The following is a 22879-nucleotide window of genomic DNA, read 5'->3' on the forward strand; positions in this document are numbered from 1 at the left end:
CCAGAGATCAAGGCTGGGCCACTTGTGATTCAGACCCCGACGCAGGGAGGTACGGGATGGGCAACTGGCGGCACCGCTCGGTCTGGTGGTCACGGTTGGCCGGTTTGCTGGCTGCGCTCGGCCTGAGCCTGACCCTGACCGGGGTCCCGGCCTCCGCGGCGCCGCCGAACCTGGCGCTGGACCGGTACGCGGACGCGCCGTTGATCGCGCTCGACCCCGCGGCGATCGCCGCGCAGGTCGGACCGCAGGTCGTCAACATCAACACCCGGTTCGGCTACAACAGCGCGGTGGGCGCCGGGACCGGCATCGTCATCGATCCGAACGGCGTGGTGCTGACCAACAATCACGTAATCTCGGCCGCCACCGACATCAGCGCCTACGACGTCGGCAACGGCCAGACCTACGCCGTCGACGTGGTCGGCTACTCGCGCAAAGCCGACGTCGCCGTGTTGCAGCTGCGCGACGCGGCTGGCCTGCCCACCGCCACGATCGGCGGCGGGGTTGCCGTCGGCGAGCCCGTCGTCGCGCTGGGTAACACCCACGGCCAGGGCGGCGCGCCCAGCGTCATACCCGGGCGTGTGGTCGCGCTCAACCAGACCGTGTCGGCGAACGACACCCTGACCGGTGCCAACGAGACGCTGGGTGGGCTGATCCAGGCCGAGACGGCGATCAAGCCCGGCGACTCGGGCGGGCCGCTGGTCAACATGGCCGGACAGGTGGTCGGGGTGGACACCGCCGCCACCGACAGCTACAAGATGTCGGGCGGTCAGGGCTTCGCCATCCCGATCGGCCGCGCGATGGCCGTGGCCAATCAGATCCGAGCCGGTGCCAGCTCCAACACCGTGCACATCGGGCCCACCGCCTTCCTCGGTCTCGGTGTGGCCGAAAACGGCGGCACCGGGGCAAGGGTGCAACGCATCGTCGACGGCGGTCCGGCCGCCGGCAGCGGAATCGCGCCCGGCGACGTCATCACCACGGTCGACAATGTGCCGATCAGCGGTCCCACCGCGATGACCGACGTGATGGTCCCGCATCACCCCGGCGACGTCATCACGCTGCACTGGGAGTCGGGTCAGGGAGGCCAGCGCAGCGCGCCGGTGACGCTGGGCGACGGGCCGCCGGCCTGATCCGGCCGGCGAGGATCGCCTGGTCAACAATCAATTCGATTGCTACCGCAGCGGATTAGCGGCGTGATTCCCGGCTGCCGGGCTCGGGTACACGTGGCATCGTGGACTTGATGAACGACGTAACAGACGCCTCGAAAAAGGATCCTGAGCACGATCCCGCGGAAGGCAGTCACGTCGAGGGGGGTGTCGTCGAGCACCCCAACGCGGAGGATTTCGAGAACGCGGCTGCGCTGCCCGCGGACCCGACCTGGTTCAAACACGCCGTCTTCTACGAGGTGCTGGTGCGAGCATTCCTGGACGGCAACGCCGACGGGTCCGGTGACCTGCGCGGTCTGATGGAGCGACTCGACTATCTGCAGTGGCTCGGCATCGACTGCATCTGGCTGCCGCCCTTCTACGACTCCCCGCTGCGCGACGGCGGATACGACATCCGGGACTTCTACAAGGTGCTGCCCGACTTTGGCACCGTCGAAGATTTCGTCGCGCTGCTCGATGCCGCACACCAGCGCGGCATCCGCGTGATCACCGACCTGGTGATGAACCACACTTCGGAGTCCCATCCGTGGTTCCAGGAGTCCCGTCACGACCCCGACGGGCCGTACGGTGATTTCTACGTGTGGAGCGACACCAGCGAGCGCTACGCCGACGCCCGGATCATCTTCATCGACACCGAGGAGTCGAACTGGACGTTCGACCCGGTTCGCAAGCAGTTCTACTGGCACTGGTTCTTCTCGCATCAGCCGGACCTGAACTACGATAACCCCGTCGTGCAAGAGGCGATGATCGACGTCCTGCGGTTCTGGCTGGACCTGGGCATCGACGGCTTCCGGCTGGACGCGGTCCCGTACCTCTTCGAGCGCGAGGGCACCAACTGCGAGAACCTCCCGGAGACGCACGCGTTCCTCAAACGGGTCCGCAAGGTGATCGACGACGAGTACCCGGGCCGGGTGCTGCTCGCCGAGGCCAACCAGTGGCCCGCCGACGTCGTCGAGTACTTCGGCGACCCGAGCACCGGCGGCGACGAATGCCACATGGCGTTCCACTTCCCGCTGATGCCGCGCATCTTCATGGCGGTGCGGCGCGAATCGCGTTTCCCAATCTCGGAGATCCTCGCGCAAACCCCGGAGATCCCCGAGATGGCGCAGTGGGGCATCTTCCTGCGCAACCACGACGAGCTGACCCTGGAAATGGTCACCGACGAAGAGCGCGACTACATGTACGCCGAATACGCCAAGGATCCGCGGATGAAGGCCAACGTCGGGATCCGGCGCCGGCTGGCCCCGCTGCTGGACAACGACCGCAACCAGATCGAGCTGTTCACCGCGCTGCTGCTGTCGCTGCCCGGCTCGCCAGTGCTGTACTACGGCGACGAGATCGGCATGGGCGACGTCATCTGGCTGGGTGACCGCGACGGCGTGCGCACGCCGATGCAGTGGACACCGGACCGCAACGCGGGTTTCTCCAAGGCCAATCCCGGTCGCCTGTATTTGCCCCCGAGCCAGGATCCGGTGTACGGATACCAGGCTGTCAATGTCGAAGCGCAGCGAGACACCTCGACCTCGCTGCTCAACTTCACCCGGGTGATGCTGTCGGTGCGCCGCCGGCACGAGGCGTTCGCCATCGGTTCGTTCGAGGAGCTCGGCGGGTCGAACCCGTCGGTGTTGGCGTTCCTGCGCCAGGCGCCAGGTGACGGCGACACCGTGCTCTGCGTCAACAATCTGTCAAGGTTCCCGCAGCCGATCGAGCTGCGCCTGCAGCATTGGAGCGGCTACACGCCGATCGAGCTCACCGGGCACGTGGAGTTTCCACGGATCGGACACCTGCCGTATCTGCTGACACTGCCTGGGCATGGCTTCTATTGGTTCCAACTGTGCGCATCAGAGGAGAACGCATGACGACCCGCGCCCACAACGATGCAAAGCGAAGCGATGAGGAGGAGTGGCGCAGATGACCCAGTTAGTCAAGCTGCCGTGGATCGATTGGCTGCCACAGCAGCGCTGGTACGCCGGGCGCAACCGCGACCTGGTCAGCGCCGAGCCTGCGCTCGTCGTCCCGCTGCGCGACAACCTCGAGCTGGTCCTGGTCGATGCCAATTATGTCAGCGGGCCCGCCGAGCGTTATCAGGTGCTGGTCGGGTGGGACGCCGAACCGGTCACCGAGTATAATATGGTGGCCACCATCGGCGCCGCCGGCAATCGGACCGGCTACGACGCGCTGTACGGCACCGATGGACCGCGGTTCTTGCTGTCGCTGCTCGACGAGTCGGCCGACCGCGAGGCCGCCGGCACGCACGTGGTGTTCCGCAAGGAGCCGGACATTGCGCTGCCGCTGGACGCGGAGCCGCGCGTCGCCGACGCCGAGCAATCCAACACCAGCGTGATTTTCAATCGGTCCGCCATCTTCAAGGTGTTTCGTCGTGTCAGCAGCGGAATCAACCCCGACATCGAATTGAACCGGGTGCTCGGCCGCGCCGGCAACCCGAACGTCGCCCGACTGCTCGGCACTTACGAGATCGCGGGGGGGGACGATGCCGAGGACACCGCGTGGCCGCTGGGCATGGTCACCGAGTTCGCGGCCACCGCCGCCGAAGGCTGGGCCATGGCGACGGCCAGCGTGCGCGACCTGTTCGCCGAGGGCGACCTGTACGCCCACGAGGTCGGCGGAGATTTCGCCGGGGAGTCTTATCGGCTCGGCGAGGCGGTCGCGTCCGTGCACGCCACCCTCGCCGAAGCTCTCGGCACGGCGGAGGTGACTTTCCCGCTGGACATCATGCTGGCGCGGGTGGCGTCGGCGGTGGCGCAGGTTCCCGAGCTGGCCGAGCACGCGGCCACGATCGAAGAGCGCTTGCAGAAGCTGTCCGGCGAGATGATCACGGTCCAGCGGGTGCACGGCGACCTGCATCTGGGGCAGGTGCTGCGCACCCCGGAGGGCTGGCTGCTGATCGACTTCGAAGGTGAACCCGGCCAGCTGCTCGAGGAGCGGCGGGCACCCGACTCGCCGCTGCGTGACGTGGCGGGGATGCTGCGGTCGTTCGAGTACGCCGCGTACGGACCGCTGGTGGACAACGAGGGGGACAAGCAGCTGGCGGCGCGGGCACGGGAATGGGTCGAGCGCAATCGGGCAGCGTTCTGCGACGGCTACGCGGCGGCGTCGGAAACCGATCCGCGCGATTCGGCGTTGCTGCTGGCGACCTACGAGCTGGACAAGGCCGTCTACGAAGCCGGCTACGAGGCGCGGCACCGGCCGAGTTGGCTGCCGATCCCGCTGCGGGCGATCAGCCGGCTCACCGGGGCCGCATGAGTCGGCGCGGCGCCGGGCCGGGCTTTTAAAGCACGTGCGCGTGGTGAGTGAAATTTTCGACAGCGAAGCACGGCTGTCCTGGGTGCTGGCCGGGATCCTGACGGCAACCGCGTTCACCCACTCCGAGGGATACTTCGTCACCTTTATGATGGGTACCGCCCAGCGCGGTGCTGGGGTTCTTCCGCCACGATGTGTTGCTGGCGATTTCGGCGGGCGTGCTGATGCTGTGCTTTCTCACCGGGGTCGTGGTCGCCTCGGTCTGCCGGCGCGACGATCGGTGGCTGTATCAGCGTGGTCGTCAACGGCACCTGGATGCTCATCGTCGCGTCCGGTGTGCGCGCCGACCACCGCCGTTACGTACCTGCACCTGGACCGGCGCGCGGTCCTCGACTAGTCTCCCGGCGACTGATCCCGGCGCACCAAAAGCATCGGCAGCAGCGCTTGACCGGTGCGCTGCTGCCGATGCTCGTTCCGGGCGTCAGGCCGCGGGAGCCGCCCCCGTGTTCAGCACCTGCAGCATGTCCGGCTTCATCGCCATCAGCTGCTGGTTCCAGTAGGGCCACGAGTGCGTCCCGTTGGCCGGGAAGTTGAACACGCCGTTGCGTCCACCCGAGGCGATGTAGGTGTTCTGGAACTGCTGGTTGGTGCGCAACGTCAGTCCCTCGAGGAACTTCGCCGACATGTTGTCGCCGCCGAGATCGCTCGGGGTGCCGTTACCGCAGTAGACCCAGACGCGAGTGTTGTTGGCGACCAGCCGCGGAATCTGCAGCATCGGGTCATTGCGCTTCCAGGCCGGGTCGGTCGACGGACCCCACATGCTGTTGGCACTGTAGCCGCCCGAGTCGCTCATCGCCAGGCCGATCAGCGTCGGCCACCAACCCTCGGACGGGTTGAGGAAGCCGGACAGCGATGCTGCGTAGGGGAACTGCTGCGGGTAATAGGCGGCCAGGATCAGCGCGGAGCCGCCCGACATCGACAGGCCGACCGCGGCGTTGCCCAGCGGCGAGACCTGCTTGTTGGCCTGCAGCCACAGCGGCATCTCCTGGGTCAGGAACGTCTCCCACTTGTAGGTGTAGGTCTGGCCGTTGCTGGCCGATGGTTGGTACCAGTTGGTGTAGAAGCTGGATTGGCCGCCGACGGGCATGACCACCGACAGGCCGGACTGGTAGAACTCCTCGAACGCCGGGGTGTTGATGTCCCAGCCGTTGAAGTCATCCTGTGCCCGCAGACCGTCGAGCAGGTAGACGGCGTGCGGGCCGCCCCCCTGGAACTGCACCTTGATGTTGCGACCCATCGACGGTGATGGAATCTGGAGGGTCTCCACTGGAAGACCCGGCTTGGAGAACGCCCCCGCAGTCGCCGAGCCGCCCACAACGGCGACCAGACCGGACAACAGGGCAGCGCCTACAACCGCGATAGCCAGCCGGCGCGGCATGGTTGACGCAGCGCACCGTAACTTCTCAACGAATGTCATAGCTCTTAACCCATCCCAACTTTCATCTGCCGCGAGATGCGGTGGAATCTGTTCTCCCGGAGTCAAACACGGCGGGTGGGTCGGATTCGTTCGTCGCGGCCGGGTGGGTAGGTCGCGGTTGGCTAACGATTGAGAGTCGGCCAGAACTCGTAACATTCGGGTCACGATCCGCGCTCGATACCGTGCCGCGGTCTTGTGCCGCGAGTGTGCATCCGCTATCTGTGAGTGCGGCTGTCAGGCGACTAGGAGACGCAAAAGCGTTGACGCCGTGGCTATTCCGATCACCGCGGCCACCAGCAACACGACGACGTCCAGCGGATTCATCGGGCTGCCGATCAGCAGCACACGCAACGCGTTGACCACGTGGCTCAGCGGGTTGATGGTGTTCAGGGCGCGCAGCCCACGCGAGCATCACGTCGATCGGATACAGCGTGTTGGACGCGAAGAACAACGGCATCGTGATGGCCTGCCCGATACCCATCAGGCGGTCACGGTTGCGGACCAGCCCGGCCAGCGTAATCGACAGACACGCGAAGAACGCGACGCCGAGCATCACGACGACCATGGCCGCCAGGATGCGAAACGGATTGGGGGGTCAGGCCGACGCGCATCAGGTACGCCAGCGCCATCACACCCACCACCTGCGCGGCCGACCGTACCCCGGCGGCGAACGCCTTCCCGGTGATCAACGCCGAGGCCGGGGCGGGCGTCACCATCAACTTGGCCAGCACGCCGGAGTCTCGATCCCAAATGATCTGGATGCCATAGAAGATCGAGATGAACAAGGCCGACTGGGCGATGATGCCCGGCGCCAGGAAGGCGAGATAGGACAGTAAACGTAGGCCGCGCAATGCGGCCCGGCGGCAACTGGTTAGTGCAGCTTGGGCAGCACGTAGTCGCGATAGAAGTTGATGGCGGCAATCGGATCGCCCTGCGGGAAGTGCAGGAACGGTACGGCGCCGCCGTCGAGAACCCACTGCACGGCGGTGATGTGCGTGTTGGGGTCGGTCCCGACAGTCCAATTGGCCAGCACCTTGTCGATCGGGTTGGATTCGGCGGCACGCTGAATCTCGACCGGATTGGGCTGGTCGACCACGCCGGCGGTGAATCGCCACAACTCCGCCGCGCGGGCGGCTTCGTCGGGCTCGCCGACGAAGGCGAACAGTTCGGCGCGCTTGCCCAGGGTCGACGGATCACGCCCGGCGGCGTGGGCGCCGTCGTTGAGCGCGCCCAGCAGTTTGAGATTGGTGAGGTTGCGCGCTGGGGTGATCCAGCCGTCCCCATACTGTCCGGCCAGCCGCGCGCTTTTGGGGCCGTGGGCGGCGACGAAGATCGGCGGCGGCGCCGCGGGGAGGTCGTACAGCTTCAGTGAGTCGGTCTGAAAGTAGCGCCCCGCGAACGAGATTCGCTCTCCGCCCCACAGCTGACGAATCAGGGAAATCGCCTCGACCAGCCGGTCGTGCCGCTCGGTGTACTTACCGAACGTTTTCGTGGCGGCCTGCTCGTTGAGGCGTTCGCCGGTACCGAGCCCCAAGAACACTCGGCCGGGGTTCAGGATCGCCAGCGACGCGAACGCTTGAGCCACCGAGGTCGGGTGATAGCGGTAGATCGGACAGGTGACACCGGTGCCGAAGGAGATGTGACGGGTGCTGTTGCCCACCAGCGCCAAGGTCAGCCACGGGAACATGGAGTGACCCTCGTTGTCCTGCCAGGGCTGCAGGTGGTCGCTGGCCCAAACGTATTGGAACCCGGCCCGTTCGGCAGCCCGGGCTTGTTCCACCAACTGATCGGTCCGAAACTGCTCGTGGGACAACACGATTCCCACACCTTTGGTGATCGGCGGCGGACTGGCCGGGATGCGATGCTCGTCGACGCGGTAGCACGCCGCCGCGCCGCCGATGCCAAGCACGCTCGCGCCGGCCGCCAGCTGACCGAATGTCCGACGTGAGAGACCCACCACCTAACCAAGGTACCCAACGCCGATACCAGCACGCCCGGCGCGCTTTTGGTGTGCATTGCCGGCGCCACCCGTTAGCCTGGCGTCATGGCTCCCCAGGCGCGTCCGGCGCGGAAGGCCGATCTGCGTGCGCTGTCGGTGACCCTGAGCTGGGCCTTTTCGACTACCCGGTGATGATGTGGATCTTTCCCGACAGCAAGACGCGAGCCGGGCATCTAACCCGAATGTTTGCGGCCATGACCCGTCACTAGCATCTGCCGCGCGGCGGCGTCGAGGTGTCCGGCACGGGCACCAGCCCCGAGGCAGGCGGTATCGGCGGTGCCGCCCTGTGGGATCCGCCGAACCAGTGGCAGGAATCGCACTGGACGCAGTTGGCGATGATGCCGGCCTTTTTGCGGGTGTTCGGCCTGCGGTCGGGGACGGCCCGGGCCATCCTGGAAACGATGGAGCGCAAACGTCCCGAGGAGCCGCACTGGGTATCTGGCCGCGATCGGCAGCGATCCGGCGGTGCGCGGCCAAGGCTACGAACAGGCGCTGATGCGATCACGGCTGGACCGCTGCGGCGCCAAGTACTGCCCGGCCTACCTCGAGTCGAGCAAGCGCAAAAATGTGCCGTACTAAACAGCGTTTTGGCTTCAGTGTGATGGAGGAGATCCCGCTGCCGGGCGGGCGGGCCGCCGCTGTGGGCGATGTGGATCCGCGCTGACGGTCAGGGGTGCTCTACCCACCCCGCCATGGCCGACGGCGATCATGCGCAGCTGTTTGACGGCCAGCCGGCGGATGTCCTCGATCCCCTCGGCGGTCTGGGTGTCCTCGATTGCCTCGGCGATGACGATCATCGCGTTGACGAACAGCGTCGCCAGCACGTTGAGGTCTTCGGTGCTCCACGCGTTCAGCCGCGGGAACCGGGCCAGGTCGGTGGCCAGCTCCGAGGTGATCAGCCGATCTCGGTGCGGATCGCGTAACGCAGCACGCTCAGCCCGCTATTTGCGCTCGCGGCCGATCAGCCGCCAGTGTTCGCGCCGCTCGGCGACTCTTGGGTACCGCGCTGTGGTTGTTCAGCGACGAGCGGGTGGCGGGCGCTTTGGATCGCCGTAGGTGGCCATGAACTGATTCCAGACCACCAGGTTCCAGAACCGGCACGACAGCGGCCGATGCGTGATCACCAGCGCCTCGTCGTCGTCCAGCACGAAACTACCGTACGAGTAGCAGGCGTCGCGCACCTGCCAGCCGAAATTCGCGCCGGGAACCTGGCATGGGTCGGCTAATTCGTTAGCGGGGCGGACGGTTTCGTGCCCCAGGCCGTGCTCCTAGTCGACACGCGTCCCCCACCGCCAGCGGCACGATGGCGAAAATTATCCGCATCCAGGCCGTCGCGGCCCGCAGGCTGGCCGCGGTCTCGGTGTCGCCGTGCCGGATCGGCTCTAGCTCATCGAGCGCCTCGATGCGCCAGCCGACCGTGCGGCCGGTTTGCGGGTGTGCCTGATAGTCGCGGGTCCTCAGCACCGCCGCATCGGGAGTCACGGGAAATTCGAAGGAGAAGTTGCCGTCGGTGTTGATGTCGAGATCAGTGTCGCGGATTATGGCGACAATGCGGTCCGACCAGGCTCCAGGTGATGGCTCGTTGTAGGCGGTCACCAATAAAGTACACGCTGTCGCTCTTGTTGCCGCTGATGCGATAGCGGCGCGTCGGATCGACGGGGCAGATGAAGTAAAACGAGTCGGTGTTGTCGCAGCCCCATCGGCGGTCGCGCCGAAACGGCGTGTTGACCGCGACGAACTGCGGCCGGCCGGGCTCGGGGAACAGGTAGGTGTCCAACGCCACGCCCAGGGTGGTGGCCAGGATGCGATATCCGTCGGCGACGTGGCGGTCGTAGGTGACCGCACGGTCACCGTCCAGAAAGGTGCGGTCCAGATCCCCGAGCGTGGACAGCGGTTCCCGCCCACGCGGTCGTCGATTCGTGCGTCCATGTGCCGATTCCTTTCAGGAGTAACATCGTGGTGCGGTCGATCCAGGTGTAGTGGTGGGCAGGGTTGAGGTCGTCGAGCCGGGTGAGCAGGCTGATTAGCGTGATGCCGGCGAGCACCTCCGCCAACTCGGCGGCCGTCATGTCCGGCCTGACCTCGCCGCGGGCCGCGGCGAGGTCAGCCAGGCGGCGAGCCCGCCGGCGATGATGTCGGTGAACCGATCCAGCAGTGCGTTATGCAGGGTGGGATCGGCCGCCATCTCGCTGACCGGTGCCCGTTGGATGCCGACGCGCTGCACGCGCAGGCCAGCGCCGCAACGAGGCTACATGACTTCGGGCCGGACGACTACCGAGAACGCCTCGAGTTCTACTGGCTGCGCTGCACGAGATCGACGGCCTGCATGGCGCGAGCCGGGTGAACTTCTACGACCAACTGCTGCAGGTGCTCAAGAACCGCCTGCTGTTGGCCGACCTGCTCAAGCGGCACCCCGAGATCAACGACATCGCGCTGCGCTCACCGGTGGTGATCGCCGGCCTGCCCCGCACCGGCACCACGCATCTGCACAACCTGCTGGCGGCGCCCCGACTTTCCGCACCATGCCGTACGGGGAGAGCGTCGAGCCGTTTCTATTGCCGAATTAGGTTGTTATCCAACCAGATCCGCGTCGCACCCGAATGGATTTCGCGGTCGGAGTGTTCAACACGGTGATGCCGCATTTCGCGCTCATGCACGAGATGACGACCGAGCACGTGCACGAGGAGATCCAGCTGCTGGCCAACGACGTGTCCACGATGCTGCTGGAAACGCTGGCCGAAATGCCCCGCTGGCGAGACTACTACCAGGCCCACGACCAGACGCCGCACTACGAACCTCGCCACGCAACTCAGAGCGAGCAGTTCTTGCGCGGTGGTCAGCGCTGGCTGCTCAAGTCGCCCCAGCACCTCAAGCAGGTGCGGGTGTTGGATCGCGTGTTCGGCGACAGCATCGTCGTGTTCACCCACCGTGATCCGGTGCCATTGTCGATGATCGCGATGATCACCTACTCCGCGCGCATGCACCGCACCCCGGTGCCGGTGCAACAGACCGCCGAGTCCTGGATCGACCGACTCGATCACATGCTGAGTGACTGGTCCGCGATCGGGACGTCATCGGCCCGGACCGCTCCATCGACGTCCGATTCGACGACTTCATGGCCGACGAAATGGGTGTTGCCCAGCGGGTTTATGCCCTGGACGGCGAACCGTTCACCTACGAGGTCAACAAAGCGGTCGCCGACTACCTGTCCGGGCACCGGCGTGGCCGATTGGGCAGCGTGGAAACGTCATTCGACATGTTCTGGCTGACGAGGGGGCGATCCATGCTCGGTTCGCCCCCTATGTCGAGCGATTTCTGGCCTAGCGCAAACCGCTGGAACTGCAGGGGTATTGCCAGATCCGGTACGCAGCACGCCCACCAGGTACGGGTACTATAATATATATTCTTTAATATCGTATATTGTCTAAATCGATTAGGCAGGACGACACACCAATGGACATCGGCAAATGGTCCGACACTCTCGACCGGTGGCTGAAGGGCAGTCTGTCGCCGGATGACCTGCACCGATGGCAGTGTGCAACCTTGCGTGAGGTTGTTGCCCACGCTCAGTGGCATTCTCGTTTCTACGCCTACCGCTTGGTCTGGGTGCGACCTTCCACCCTGACGTTGGACAACCTTGCCCTGCTCCCCTTCACCACTGACGACGACGTCCGGGACGCCATGTTCGACGTGCTCCGCGGATCAATCGGTGACGCTCACTTATTTCGAAAGCCTGGGAAGCACCGGCCACCCTAACCCGTTCCCCCAGGACGGTTTTGAATTCGACCTGAATTGCCAAGTGGTAGCCCACGCATTGCGCTCGGTAGTCGATCGCCACTTCGGTGAAGGGCCAGAAATCGATCCTTGCCGTTGTGGCTCCGAACGAACTGGATTCGATTTGCAGCACCATTGCGTACGCGGCCAAAGAGGTCGGAATCACTCGTCTCGACATCTTTCCGCTATCCGACGGTGGGTGCCCCGTCGCTGCTGCTGGAAGTGGCAGAGCTGAGTCAAAGCTACGTGTCGAGGTTTGCGACGACCTTGACATTCGTTGCGTGCTCGGCACAGGTGAACCCGTTTCCGGTGCGATGAAGGTGTTGGTCGGCCAGGCTTGGGGAGCGACGGCGTACAATTTTTTTGTACGGCTTTCCAGAGATGGGGACTTTTGCGGTCGCCACGGTAACCAGAGCGCTCGCCGCCTGTCTCTCCCAACTATCTTCGAGGTCCTCAACCTTTTCGAGGTCCTCGACGCCGATACCGAACCCCGCGTCGATGAGGATGGCATCGTCGATCTCCGCGGTGGTGCGCGGCTGTCCGCGAATGCTCACCCGAGCACTGGCCTGACCGAGGATTTCGACGGTCATCCGGTCGGACGTACTATCCCGCGCGACGGTGACGAGATCGCCTGTGCGGTAACAATAAATGGCTTTATTCCTGGGATGAGGCTAGTCAGACACAGTTCACCGCTTCCTTCGAATCCCAGCGACTGCAATCATCTCGAGATTCGGCTCGAGACCACGATTGCAGGCGATTACCGACATCTCGAAGCCAGAGTTCACGAGAGGACGTCGACGTCTTTGGTGTAAGCGCCGATGTGACGATCGCTCGCGCACCGCACCTCGCCGAGCCGAAGCAGGTCAGAGCACACGGCGGTCGGGCGAGTGGAACGCCTGGAAAAATCCGCGACTTGAGAACAATCACGGTCGACAACGGCTCCGGCCCGGGCTGCACCGGCTCATCATGCCGACGGCATCGGATCAAGCATGGACTGCTGTTGGCGGCATCACGGTACCGGCAATCTCGCAGCAGACCCCCTCTTCGGTGACGGCCGATTTCGAGTTGTCATCGCGGTGGCCACCAAAGGGGCACATCGCAGGTGCGGTTGCCGGTTAGCCGCTCTACTGCTCGAAGGACTTCAGCATGATGTTGATCACGCGATCTAGGTGCTCCGTGCGCACCCGCGCCGCCCGATCAGAGTCGCCCTTGCGGATTGCAGTCACAAGCGCCCGATGGTAGCGGTTCGCTTTGACCGCCAATGCTGGGTCGTCTCGCATCATCTTTGCCACGGGCAACATCGAGCGGTTTCGCAAAGTCTGGATCATGTTGAACAACAGCGGACATCTGGTACGTAGCGGTTCTACAAGACAAGCGTGCAGATTGTGATTCAGCGTCGTCCAGGCCCCCATGTCCTTCTTGCCGTCCATTTGCTTGACCAATTTGGAGGCGATGGTACAGGCGACGACACGGTCTTCTTCGGTGAGCGCGGCCACCTCGGCCATTGCCCGTGATTCAAGCAGCGACCGCAACGCATAGATCTCGGTTAGCTCGGCAGCGCTGGATTCGTGTACCCGGGCACCCTTATGTGCATCGATGTCGACTAATCCCGACGCGGCGAGGTCACGGAGTGCTTCGCGTACAGGAGTCACGCTCGTCCCGATCCGTTGCGCAACGTCGGCGAGGATCACACGACTACCGACGCCAATTTCTCCCCGCAAAATCATGTCCCGCACTGTTTCGCGGGCAAGGTCAACCCCAGTGCGAGGAGTGTCAGGATCCACGTCGCTCTTGCGAGTGGCGTAAGATACGCTGCGCATTTTCGTATGTATTCCTTGCTCCGGCGTTGTTCACAGAATATCGTATATCGTCGGCACCGTTGATACCTATTCATACTGCATGACAATATCGGATTGATTTGTAAATTTCTTGTGCCGTGCAGTGTTCCAGGACTGGATGCCAGTGATAGACTTGATTGCTGCGCACAACAGTCGTTCTGGACCGTCACGCTGCTTGGTTAGTCCACCGCGAACAGTGTCGTCGACGAGCGGGAAGCGACCCGTCGAAATCTCCAGCGACGATATTACCGTCGTTCATGCCAAGGCGCGCCGACGCATCGACGGGAGGACAGATGCAGCGCCCTGCCTGGCTAGCAGGAGGCGGCACTAGTCAATCGGCTGGGCGCAAAGATCGCCTCTGGCAAGCCGACCCCCGACATATGCAACGTCCGCTACCGCTCCGAGTACGCCGACCAGGCTACGGCAGGCAAGCCGAAGCGAGAGATCGTTGCATAGCCGCAGAGCCCGACGCTGGTCAGGGTCCAGAACGTGACAAGGGCTGCGGCGATGATCAACGATAGCATGTACCGGTTGAGCATCGGTGACGGCGTGCTTGCTCGACCTGTCGGCTTAGGAGAAGAGCAGTGCACCCGCGTGCGTGGTCCGGCCGGGAGGATATCCACAACGGCTATGGACGACATGAGTTGAACACCGGCTGCCACCATGAAGGCATCCCGCCAGGACAACACGGAGGCAATCACCTCACCCGCTGTAATGGAGGTGAACACACCGACCAGCGTTCCCGTCAGCATCACCCCGATGGCGCGGGTGCAGTGGTGGCCGGTGGTACCGAGGTCAACACAATCGCAATGTGGGGAACGTTCGCACCCCGACGGTTCACGGGACATCACGTCACGACCTCGATCGAGCATCCGTCTGTCCTTAAGAATGCAAGTGCGCTAGCACAACTCGGGGTCGAAATAACTCTGGTGGACCCGTCCCGTTCAGGGCGCATCGACACGCCTGCAATCGCTCACGCGCTGCGGCCCGATACGGTGCTGGGTTCGGTCATGCATGCAAACAACCATACGGGTGAGATTCAGCCGGTCGACGAGATTACTGCGTTGACGGCTCGCAACGGGGTGCCGTTTCATTTCGACGCCGTACAAACCGCGGGCAAATTCGACCTGTCGACCCTCGGCACCGGTGGGGTACTGCTATCCATATCCGCACACAAGTTGGTGGCCCGCGCTGCATTGGGGCACTCACGATTGGTTCAAGACATCGCGGGCTATTACTACGCGGGGATCGGCGGAAAAACAGAAGACGACCAGGCACGTGTCGACGCGGCGCAGAATGACCTGGACAGCTGCCCGGGTATTCTCTGTCGTCACGGCACGTACCGGTAGGGGTTGCCGCACTGGCAATCTCGGTCTGCAGTTTCATTGTGTTCGCCTATCGTCTGCCATACTTGAGTTCTCAGGGGGTCTTCAACCTTGCGATGTTGCCCACGGTCGTCGATGCGACAACCTCCCGGAAATAACATACGTATATTATACCACTAATAATATATATTATCCACACGGCGGTGACGTCGGGGTCATATCTCAAGCGTGTGATCGTGCTCGGGAGGCGGCGTGCAGGACCGAGGGCGTGACTACGCCGTGGCCACTGGCAAACCAATAAAATATTGCAATGGTCACATATGTTCAGCACGGGCTAACGCTGACAACCTTTGCGCTTAGGGGATGGCTTCCATGGCTGCAACTACACAGGAGTAGGGGACGTCCGAGAGAAGGACGGCAAAATGAGTGTAATTGTCCCGGTAGCGATCTCATCAATCGAACGATGCTGGCGACCCGCCGGACGCTTTGTGGCTCGTCAATGCGGGTCCGATCGAATCCCGCCATTAAGGTTGGCGACCAGGTAACACGGCCGAGAAAATGCGACTGCCGAGCAGATCGCTGAAGTTCGGGCCAGTGACGATACCACGACTTTGCCTGGACTGGAATGCCTTTTGTACAAAGATGAGTGGGGGCACCGCCAATGTCCCCGGATCAGGCTGGGGTACGCTGGCGTGGGACCCGGCCAGGGAACGCCTTGTGACGCAACAGATACAGGACCACCACTTTGACTTGGCCATAACAAGCATGCCGCTTCTCGTCTTCGACGTGTGAGAGCACGCTTTTTATACCACGCTTTTTATACACAGTACCGTTTCAGAACTGACTACATCGAAGGGTTGTGGTCGGTCGTGGACTGGACTGACGTCGCCAGGCGGTTCGAGGCAGCCCAGGCAGGCCAATTCACGGAGTTCGTCGATTGCGCTAGGATACGTGCCCACATTGATCGTCATATGCATACGTAATCAACCGAACTGAGGAACCGGCCGCTAACCCATTAAAGCGTCCGGAATCTGGCCGGGATAGTGAACGGGCATCTCCGGCGCAAATAGCATCATATCTTATGTATCATATATACTATGACTAAGGCCACGACTTGACACTCGGAGCGTTGAGCTAAGTCCAAATCATTCGGGAATCGACAGCCTGCAATATGGTCGAGATGTAGTGCGGTGAGACGAATATCGCTGTGGGGGAGCTACGTACGGCTGCGGATAACCATCTGCCGGGTCTGCAGGCCTACCGAGGTGGCGGAGCCGGGTTTCGCGGTTTACCGACTGGATAGCTAAACCGGGCTACCAAGAACCTTGGTCACTAAAGACGGATGCGGACGTTACGCGGCCGATTCACGATATCTGTTGGTGAGCCTAGTCGTTGCAACCGTCCTGTTACTACTCCCGGCTAGCCTGTCGGCGATGCTCACCGCAGAACCCCACGTCCGTTTCTTCGGGTGGCGCTGGGTGGTGATCGCGGTCGCCTTACCGTCCGTTACCTGGGCGGCGTGGCCACTGCATAGGTTCGCGATTAGCCATCCGCGCCCGCAGCGTTCCGCGCACTCTATGACGTTATGTTGAATCGGCGACCCGCCTCGGAGACCGGGATTCGTGCAGCGCTGATCGGAAACGATGCTTTTTACTTCGATATCGCTGCTCTGATTGGTGTAATCATGTTGGCACAGAGTTATTTTGAGTCACGTGTGAAGTGCAAGATGGCCAGGGCGATACGGGAGCTGGCCACCAACCACAACCCCCAAGACGTGGCTGTGGTTGGTACCGACGGGTCGGAAACGGTTATTCCGGCCGTTTAACTCCTGGTGCAGCAACGTTTTCGAGTCCTTACCGGCCAGACCATCGCTGCCGACGGTCTTGTTGTTGCCAGTTCGGCGACCATAGACGCCAGTGCGTCGGAAGGTGCGTTGAGTCCAGCCCAGGTCCACCCGGGTACGCATGTCGTCCGCGGTACCGAGGTGCTTGACGGCAGATTGATCGTCGAAACCGCCGAGGTGGGCGGTGGCACTCACCTCATAAATGTGGACCGCATAGTTAGGCATGCGCGTGGGCAACTGCCCGATGTGCACCGATTCTCGGCTCGGCATTCGTACCATTCGTGTTCGCCGCGGCGAGCCTGCGTTTTCTTGAGTGGGTGTTCGTCGGCGGCAACTTCGTGAGGGGCATTCTCGACAGCCCTCGATGTTATCGTTGTTGGGTGTCCATGCGCGTTCAGCTTGGCGGTCCCCATTGCCGTGACAATCGCGGCGATTCGCGGTGATCGGTCTGGGATTCTCGTTCGGCGCTATCGCTGGCTGCGGGCTGCCCGGACAGTAGACACCCTCGCGCTCACCGAAATCGATGAAAAGCCTTCCGGCCTTCCGGATTGGTGATCACAAACCCGACAAACGACTCTGAGTCCAGCTCATTGCGACGACCACGATCACGGACTACGGTGTGTGCTCCTCACCGAGGCCACTCCAACAGTGCAGCCCGGCCGTCTCGAATTTGACGAGGTGTTCGCCAGCAGTACGCCCGAAACTAAAAACCATGCAATCAAGCAGCTACACGACCGGGGTTGGATGATTGTGATAGTTGGTGCGCGCGACAATTACTCCCGCGCGGCTTGCTTGCGTGGACATCGGGATCACCATCGGTGGTGGCGCTGACGGCGCGACGGAGTCCGCTGACATTGTGCTGTTCCGTGACGATCTCGACGGTGTACTTCTCATCATCGACTTGGCGACGGCAATGACGCGTACGGTCAGAGGGAACGTGTTGTTGGCGCTTGGGTACACCATCGCGGCAATCCCTATCGCTGTTGCCGGATCGCTGAGCCCGCTGGGCGCGGTGGCAAGCAGGGCGTTGTCGGTGCTGCTCGTGGTGGCTAACAGCCTGCGGTTAAAGAGGTTTGGCGACTCGCATGGCGATGCCGATCAGCGCCGTCACGTGCGAAAACGCATGATGCGCCAGCACGCAGAGTCGGCCGACACGGTTGGAGCCGTGTGTCGTTAGCTAACCAGTCGAAGGCTGCACGCGATAACACCAGATGTGGCCGTCGCGCAGTTCGGGGTTGCCCTGTTTGCGCGCGGAATCGTGTCTAACCAAGCGAGGCCGACCTTCATGGTTGTACAGAACGACGGAATGCCACGGTGTCGTCCATCCTCCGCCCGATTCTGCCGGCGGAATAAGGCTCACACCGAACTTATCCGCTCCGAGAGGTTGCGGATGGATCGAGAGCCGCACTGCCCGCGGCATACGGTTGTGCACAATCGCACTCCAAGCCCTGGACCGTGCCAGAACCAGGTACGCACGTCGTCTGGCATCGCGCTGCCGCTGAGAGGATGTCGTGTCGCTGTCCACCGAATCTTCGCGCAAGAATCGGGTCAGTCCGGCGAGGACTCGCGCAACTTCATAATCGGTTCGAGCTTGGCGGCGAAGGCTTTCCACCGATTCTGCCCAACCCTGTTCCAGGCGTGAACGTTTCGTGCCGATGTCAGCTGCACCCCACATGTCGTAGAGGTCGAATGTCCGTAGGCGACCAAGTCGCTCCACCCGTATCAATCGGTGCAGGTTGTCCCTGTACTCGACTACGGTGCGGTCGGAAACACCGATGATGTCGGCGAATACGTGGCCATCCGAGCAGATTGTCAGCCGAGCACCGGGAGCATACACAGCCGCGATGTCGTCACACAGTCCTTGTAGGGTCCTCAGTGCCAGCAGCTCGCCCTCGTCCGGTAGCGCTCCGGCCACCTTGTTCATATTCGGTGATTTGCAGGGAAACGCAGGTAGCGCGAATTCGACAGGCTCGTCGGCCAGTACGAAGTCAAGAACCCGTATCCACTGAGGCCGGGCCCTGACCCACAACGGTGTCACGGATCCAACGGGCCGGTGGTTGCACAGTTCTGCACCCGCGAATGCGCGCCGATACTCCAGTAAGACCTCGATAACGCGATCGGCAATATCGGCCAACTTCGTGGTGCGCAAACGGTAGTGGTCAAGATTACCGACGGTCACGGGCGCTCCAGTTTGGTGGAATAGGTTACTGGAAGCTGGCTGACGGCTCGGGTCAATGGCGCGGTTGACCACTGCAGTTCGTCGCGCCGCGCCGCGATAGCAAGGTCGGGCAGGCGATTCAGCAGTGCAGACAGTGCCTCGTGCAGTTCAATGCGGGCAAGCTTTGCCCCCGGGCAGGCGTGTGGCCCAAATCCGAATGCCAAGTGTGGATTGGTTTTTCGGTCAATGTTGACAACGTCAGGATCGAGAAAAACGCGAGGGTCGCGGTTGGCCGCCCCAAGCGCAACAATGACCGAGTCGCCGGCCGGTATCTGCTTTCCGAACAGACTCGCTGGTGAATCAAGGAAGCGCCAAGTGGTCAGTGAGAATGCACTATCGTGGCGCAGAAGTTCTTCGACCGCGCGCGGCAGATCGGGTGTTCGTGTCCTCAGCCGCTCGGCCAGGCCAGGGGTCTCAAACAGGTCAAGCAGGCACAGCTGCAACTGTGCTGACACGGGATCCTGGCCCGCAACCAGGAGTTGGAAGATCATCGAATCACGCTCCGCAGCCGTGATGTACCCAGCGTCTGTAGCGCGGACGATGTTCGCCAGGACGGTCCGATCATCGTCGGAGGTCCTCATCGTCGAGACCACCTCGGCGATATAGGCCTGTAGTTCGTGCAACCTCCGCACATATGTACCGCGATCCGGGTGGTGAGGGCCGACCGGGGCGACGACCGAACCCCATCTGCGGTCGAACTTCCTGCGCAGTGCTGTGGGTAACCCGATCGCGCGAGCGAGCACCAGCAGAGACAGTGGAGCGGTGAACGCCGATACCAAATCGACGGTTACTAGACCCGATACCGGGCGTGGCAGGTCATCGATGAGGTCGTTGACCTCAGCTCGTATGGCAGCGCGTAAGCCTTCCGTCCGCCGCGGTGACAATTTCCCGGTGACCAGGTGGCGCATACGCCGGTGGCGCTCACCGTCGGAATGGAGCAGATGGACCTGGAGCGCGGAATGCTGCGGTTCGGGCATGATCGATCCGTTTGCCAGGAAATAAGGACTTGCCCGCCGGTGGTCCTTACCCAGCCGGGGATCCGTACACGCACGACGGGCCGCGTCGAAACCGGTGACAAGCCAGGCATGCACGGCGGGAAACTGGACCGGGTGTATCGCACCGGTCCCGGTCAGATGGTGAAATAAGTGGTAGGGATCTTTATGGTAGGCAACGGAATCCAGGAGAACGCGAGGTAATTCTGGGTCGGGCGCTCCGGAAAGCAGGTGTCCGGTGGTGCTCGAGTTGAAGGACATAGGCTGTGCCTCTTTCGTCGCTGCTGTCTAATTCAGTAGGGTCTGGGGGACCGGCTAGCTACGAGAGGCTTTCGGCGAAGCAGTACCCGCGGCCTGCCGGTGACCTCGTCGCGAATCAATGAACCGTCCACTCCGAAGACATTGCGAAGCGTCCTGGGAACGAAAACCTCTTCGGGCGTGCCGATGCTGTGGACGGCGCCGTCTTGCAACACAACGACTTTTGTTGCGTACTGCGCGGCTAGGTCAAGACTGTGCAGAGCGGCGACTACGCCAATTCGAAGGGACACGCAGAGTTCCAGCAGCTCGATCTGATGCGCTGGATCCAGGTGATTGGTCGGTTCATCGAGTATCAGAACCTGTGGTTGCTGGGCCAGCGCCCGTGCGAACAGGACGCGCTGGCGCTCACCGCCGGAGAGCGTGGACACGCACCGGTCCGCCAAGATATCGCACCGGCATTGACGCAGGCTTTGATCAATGATCTGTTGATCGCGTGAGCTGTGTCGGCCGAACACTCCCAGATGAGGGGACCGGCCCATGCTGACGGCTTCGTATACGGTGAAATCGTATCCGCCGTCGTTGTCTTGTCGCAGTGTTCCGATAGTACGCGCAATGTTACTGTGGCGCAGGTCTTTCCATGCATCATCGCCGTCAATGAGGATACGTCCCGATCGCGGCCGCATTGCCCGGTAGACCGTCTTGAGCAGCGTCGATTTTCCACTGCCGTTGGGCCCGACCAGCGCCACAAACTCGCCCGCATCAACGGTGAAGCCGGCACCTGAGACCGCGGGCTGATGCGAATACCCGGCTGTGATGTCATCGATTGTCAATTTCATGCCAGACCCGTCAAACCTGCGCGGCGGCAAAGGATTGTGAGAAACACGGGGACACCGATGCCCGCTGTCAAGATGCCGATCGGCAGCTCGCTGGGGGCCAACACCAGTCGCGCCGCGTTGTCCGACCACACCATTAGCAAAGCACCGAGCAAGATGGTGACCGGAACTGATCGACGGTGGTCGGCGCCGACCACAAGGCGAGCGAGATTAGGGATCACGAGCCCGACAAAGCCGATGGTTCCTGCGGTGGCTACCACGGTTCCGGTCAACAAGGTGATCATCGCGAGTAACGCCAGGCGGGTTCGATGGGCGTTGAGACCAAGTGCGGCAGCGGCGTCGTCGCCTAACACCAACAAATTCAGCACCTTGCCAAGGACGCCGGAGACCGCGCATACGACTGTCACCAGTGCGGTGCACACCAGCGCCGGCACCCACCGGGCGCCTGCGACGCTACCGAGCAGCCAGAACAGCACCTGCTGTTGTGCATCGGCTTGTCGGGTGTGTAACAACAGAAATGACGTCAGTGCGGCAAGAAACTGAGCGATCGCACATCCGGTCATCACCAACTTTCCCGGCATCAGCCGTCCGGCGGACCTGGACAAGCTGACTACCAGCAGGGCCGCAACCCCGGCCCCAAGGACGGCCGCGCATGGAACTGTGAGCCCGCCGACCCCGACGACGCCAGTGGTGATTACAAGTACCGCTCCCACACTGGATCCGGATGAGAGTCCGAAGATGAACGGGTCGCCTAAAGGATTGCGAATCGAGGCCTGGCTGAGCAGCCCCGCCAATGCCAGCCCCGCTCCCACCGCACCACCCTCTATCACCCGCGGAGCGCGCAACTGCCAGACGATGAAATCGTCGGCGCCGCCCCGACTTTCCTCGCCGCACAGGTGGACGGCGAGGACGCGCACCACCTTCGCCGGCGAAATCCAGATCGCGCCCAAGCCGACCGAAACGACCATTGATGCAACCACTGCGGCAAGCAGCACCACCGCCAGCGCCCAAATGGGAAGTTTCGCCATCACAAATGGCATCCGGTTGCCAATTTGGCGCGCTCTCATGCTGGCTGCTCCCGGAGCGCGCGGGCGACGCGGACTACGGCCTCGCCGTTGAGGACGCTGGGGGACATCGCAATGCTTTGCGGCACAGCGACCACTCGCCCCTCGCGCATCGCAGTAGTGCCGGCCAAGGCGGGACTTTCCCGGATCGCCGCCGTGAGTTCCTGTTCGCTGAGCGGAACGAAGCCGATCATGACGACCACAGCTTGCGGGTCGCGTGCCACTACCGTTTCGGAACTGATGCTGGTGAAGTCCGCGTCGGCGTCGCCGGCGATGTTGCGTCCGCCGGCCAACGCGACCACGCCGTTGGCAAGACTCCATGCGCCTTGGGTCACGATCGGTTGCCCGGCGATGGGCACCGCCGACAGGATAAGAACGCGCATGGGGCCGGAACCTGGTGCCGGCGCAACGCTGGCGAGTTGCCGGCGGATTCGTGCGTTCAGGGCATTGCCGCGCTGCGTGATGTTGAAGAGTTTCGCCACCTCATCGATGAAATTCGTGGTGACCGAGAGGTCTGTGACCGGTCCCGGCCTTTGCGTGTTCTGGCAGGCCACCATCACCTGTGCCCCGGCTGCGTGCAGCTGCGGCACCGTGGGCGTGCCGTCAAAGCCACCAAAGCTATACGCGGATACTCCGACGACCAGGTCAGGTTTCGCGTTGATCACCGCTTCGGCGGAGCCACGTTGTGAATCAATCACCCGGATGTGGGCCAGGCGCTGGCGTTGTGGTTCGGGGAAGGCATCAAAGAAGTCCGGGCTCGCGGTGCCGACAATGCGGTCCCCTACGCCCAACTCGTCAAGGATGGCCGCAGCGCCGCCGTCCATCGTCACAATG

At 62.9% G+C, this 22879-nt stretch carries 19 protein-coding genes and 6 pseudogenes; 12 read left to right on the forward strand and 13 right to left on the reverse strand.

Translation table 11 applies throughout. From position 1 onward, the window contains the following. Positions 1 to 56 precede the first annotated feature (56 nt). From FQ389_RS06630 to FQ389_RS19285, 4 genes and pseudogenes are all read left to right on the forward strand, one after another. The gene (locus FQ389_RS06630; protein WP_144206430.1) at positions 57 to 1127 is read left to right on the forward strand and encodes a S1C family serine protease; all 1071 of its coding nucleotides are present in this window, start codon (positions 57 to 59) and stop codon (positions 1125 to 1127) included. A gap of 110 nt (positions 1128 to 1237) precedes the next feature. Beyond that, the gene (gene treS, locus FQ389_RS06635) at positions 1238 to 3022 is read left to right on the forward strand and encodes a maltose alpha-D-glucosyltransferase (RefSeq protein WP_144206431.1); all 1785 of its coding nucleotides are present in this window, start codon (positions 1238 to 1240) and stop codon (positions 3020 to 3022) included. Between the two features lie 52 nt (positions 3023 to 3074). Then, positions 3075 to 4427 (forward strand): maltokinase N-terminal cap-like domain-containing protein, encoded by a 1353-nt coding sequence (locus tag FQ389_RS06640; RefSeq protein ID WP_144206432.1) that lies wholly within the window; start codon positions 3075 to 3077, stop codon positions 4425 to 4427. A 40-nt stretch (positions 4428 to 4467) separates the two neighbouring features. Further along, a pseudogene (locus FQ389_RS19285) lies at positions 4468 to 4696 on the forward strand (DUF1275 family protein); the annotation flags it as partial. A gap of 209 nt (positions 4697 to 4905) precedes the next feature. Here FQ389_RS19285 and ag85C read toward each other — a convergent pair. The 3 genes and pseudogenes from ag85C to FQ389_RS06660 form a co-directional block, all read right to left on the reverse strand. Continuing rightward, positions 4906 to 5901, reverse strand: coding sequence for a diacylglycerol acyltransferase/mycolyltransferase Ag85C (gene ag85C / locus FQ389_RS06650; RefSeq protein ID WP_144206433.1), 996 nt, complete (start codon positions 5899 to 5901; stop codon positions 4906 to 4908). 234 nt (positions 5902 to 6135) lie between these two features. Then, a pseudogene (locus tag FQ389_RS06655) lies at positions 6136 to 6878 on the reverse strand (ABC transporter permease). Further along, positions 6773 to 7801 carry a F420-dependent hydroxymycolic acid dehydrogenase gene (locus FQ389_RS06660; RefSeq protein ID WP_407662786.1) on the reverse strand — a complete coding sequence of 343 codons (1029 nt, stop codon included), beginning with the start codon at positions 7799 to 7801 and terminating at the stop codon, positions 6773 to 6775. The pseudogene FQ389_RS06655 and the gene FQ389_RS06660 overlap by 106 nt, the downstream one beginning before the upstream one ends. Before the next feature lie 144 nt (positions 7802 to 7945). Between FQ389_RS06660 and FQ389_RS06665 the strand changes: the two are divergent. Further along, a pseudogene (locus tag FQ389_RS06665) lies at positions 7946 to 8553 on the forward strand (GNAT family N-acetyltransferase); the annotation flags it as partial. 18 nt (positions 8554 to 8571) lie between these two features. Here the strand turns inward: FQ389_RS06665 and FQ389_RS06670 are convergent. The 3 pseudogenes from FQ389_RS06670 to FQ389_RS19290 all read right to left on the reverse strand — a co-directional run. Beyond that, positions 8572 to 8892, reverse strand: a pseudogene (locus FQ389_RS06670) (TetR family transcriptional regulator); the annotation flags it as partial. Beyond that, positions 8891 to 9855 (reverse strand): annotated as a pseudogene (locus FQ389_RS06675) (DUF1214 domain-containing protein); the annotation flags it as partial. The pseudogenes FQ389_RS06670 and FQ389_RS06675, both read right to left, overlap by 2 nt. Next, a pseudogene (locus FQ389_RS19290) lies at positions 9835 to 10094 on the reverse strand (TetR/AcrR family transcriptional regulator C-terminal ligand-binding domain-containing protein); the annotation flags it as partial. The pseudogenes FQ389_RS19290 and FQ389_RS06675, both read right to left, overlap by 21 nt. 146 nt (positions 10095 to 10240) lie before the next feature. Here FQ389_RS19290 and FQ389_RS19295 point away from each other — a divergent pair. Together FQ389_RS19295 and FQ389_RS19300 are read left to right on the forward strand one after the other, a co-directional pair. Beyond that, positions 10241 to 10534 (forward strand): sulfotransferase, encoded by a 294-nt coding sequence (locus tag FQ389_RS19295; RefSeq protein WP_260860552.1) that lies wholly within the window; start codon positions 10241 to 10243, stop codon positions 10532 to 10534. Continuing rightward, entirely contained in the window at positions 10501 to 11169 is a 669-nt protein-coding gene (locus FQ389_RS19300; protein ID WP_260860553.1) for a sulfotransferase, read from the forward strand. Before FQ389_RS19295 ends, FQ389_RS19300 begins: the two co-directional genes overlap by 34 nt. A 747-nt stretch (positions 11170 to 11916) precedes the next feature. Here the strand turns inward: FQ389_RS19300 and FQ389_RS06685 are convergent. Both FQ389_RS06685 and FQ389_RS06690 read right to left on the reverse strand, forming a co-directional pair. Beyond that, complete coding sequence (locus FQ389_RS06685; RefSeq protein ID WP_144206435.1) at positions 11917 to 12264, reverse strand: hypothetical protein; 348 nt, start codon at positions 12262 to 12264, stop codon at positions 11917 to 11919. Positions 12265 to 12798: 534 nt separating this feature from the next. Continuing rightward, positions 12799 to 13494 (reverse strand): GntR family transcriptional regulator, encoded by a 696-nt coding sequence (locus FQ389_RS06690; protein ID WP_144206436.1) that lies wholly within the window; start codon positions 13492 to 13494, stop codon positions 12799 to 12801. Between the two features lie 602 nt (positions 13495 to 14096). On the opposite strand from FQ389_RS06690, the gene FQ389_RS06695 reads away from it, so the two are divergent. From FQ389_RS06695 to FQ389_RS06720, 5 genes are all read left to right on the forward strand, one after another. Then, positions 14097 to 14861 carry an aminotransferase class V-fold PLP-dependent enzyme gene (locus FQ389_RS06695; RefSeq protein WP_144206437.1) on the forward strand — a complete coding sequence of 255 codons (765 nt, stop codon included), beginning with the start codon at positions 14097 to 14099 and terminating at the stop codon, positions 14859 to 14861. Between the two features lie 618 nt (positions 14862 to 15479). Beyond that, entirely contained in the window at positions 15480 to 15629 is a 150-nt protein-coding gene (locus tag FQ389_RS19305) for a Fe-Mn family superoxide dismutase (protein WP_260860562.1), read from the forward strand. Beyond that, positions 15626 to 15820 (forward strand): Fe-Mn family superoxide dismutase, encoded by a 195-nt coding sequence (locus tag FQ389_RS19310; protein ID WP_260860554.1) that lies wholly within the window; start codon positions 15626 to 15628, stop codon positions 15818 to 15820. The genes FQ389_RS19305 and FQ389_RS19310 overlap by 4 nt, the downstream gene beginning before the upstream one ends. An 848-nt stretch (positions 15821 to 16668) precedes the next feature. Further along, positions 16669 to 17022, forward strand: a complete 354-nt coding sequence (locus FQ389_RS22210; protein ID WP_186296292.1) for a P-type ATPase — start codon at positions 16669 to 16671, stop codon at positions 17020 to 17022. Between the two features lie 415 nt (positions 17023 to 17437). Next, the gene (locus FQ389_RS06720) at positions 17438 to 17857 is read left to right on the forward strand and encodes a cation-translocating P-type ATPase (RefSeq protein ID WP_186296293.1); all 420 of its coding nucleotides are present in this window, start codon (positions 17438 to 17440) and stop codon (positions 17855 to 17857) included. Here FQ389_RS06720 and FQ389_RS06725 read toward each other — a convergent pair whose 3' ends face one another. The 5 genes from FQ389_RS06725 to FQ389_RS06745 are packed head-to-tail and all read right to left on the reverse strand — an operon-like array spanning position 17858 to position 22869. After that, the gene (locus FQ389_RS06725) at positions 17858 to 18859 is read right to left on the reverse strand and encodes an L-tyrosine/L-tryptophan isonitrile synthase family protein (protein WP_186296294.1); all 1002 of its coding nucleotides are present in this window, start codon (positions 18857 to 18859) and stop codon (positions 17858 to 17860) included. Then, positions 18856 to 20151, reverse strand: coding sequence for a cytochrome P450 (locus tag FQ389_RS06730; protein WP_144206441.1), 1296 nt, complete (start codon positions 20149 to 20151; stop codon positions 18856 to 18858). The genes FQ389_RS06725 and FQ389_RS06730 overlap by 4 nt, the downstream gene beginning before the upstream one ends. 32 nt (positions 20152 to 20183) lie before the next feature. Beyond that, positions 20184 to 20984, reverse strand: coding sequence for an ABC transporter ATP-binding protein (locus tag FQ389_RS06735; RefSeq protein ID WP_144206442.1), 801 nt, complete (start codon positions 20982 to 20984; stop codon positions 20184 to 20186). Beyond that, on the reverse strand, positions 20981 to 22009 hold the full coding sequence (locus FQ389_RS06740; RefSeq protein WP_260860556.1) for a FecCD family ABC transporter permease: 1029 nt from the start codon (positions 22007 to 22009) through the stop codon (positions 20981 to 20983). The genes FQ389_RS06735 and FQ389_RS06740 overlap by 4 nt, the downstream gene beginning before the upstream one ends. 35 nt (positions 22010 to 22044) lie before the next feature. Beyond that, positions 22045 to 22869, reverse strand: a complete 825-nt coding sequence (locus tag FQ389_RS06745) for an ABC transporter substrate-binding protein (protein WP_260860563.1) — start codon at positions 22867 to 22869, stop codon at positions 22045 to 22047. Positions 22870 to 22879: the final 10 nt, after the last annotated feature.

Source organism: Mycobacterium tilburgii, assembly GCF_902168065.1.
Taxonomy (GTDB): domain Bacteria; phylum Actinomycetota; class Actinomycetes; order Mycobacteriales; family Mycobacteriaceae; genus Mycobacterium; species Mycobacterium tilburgii.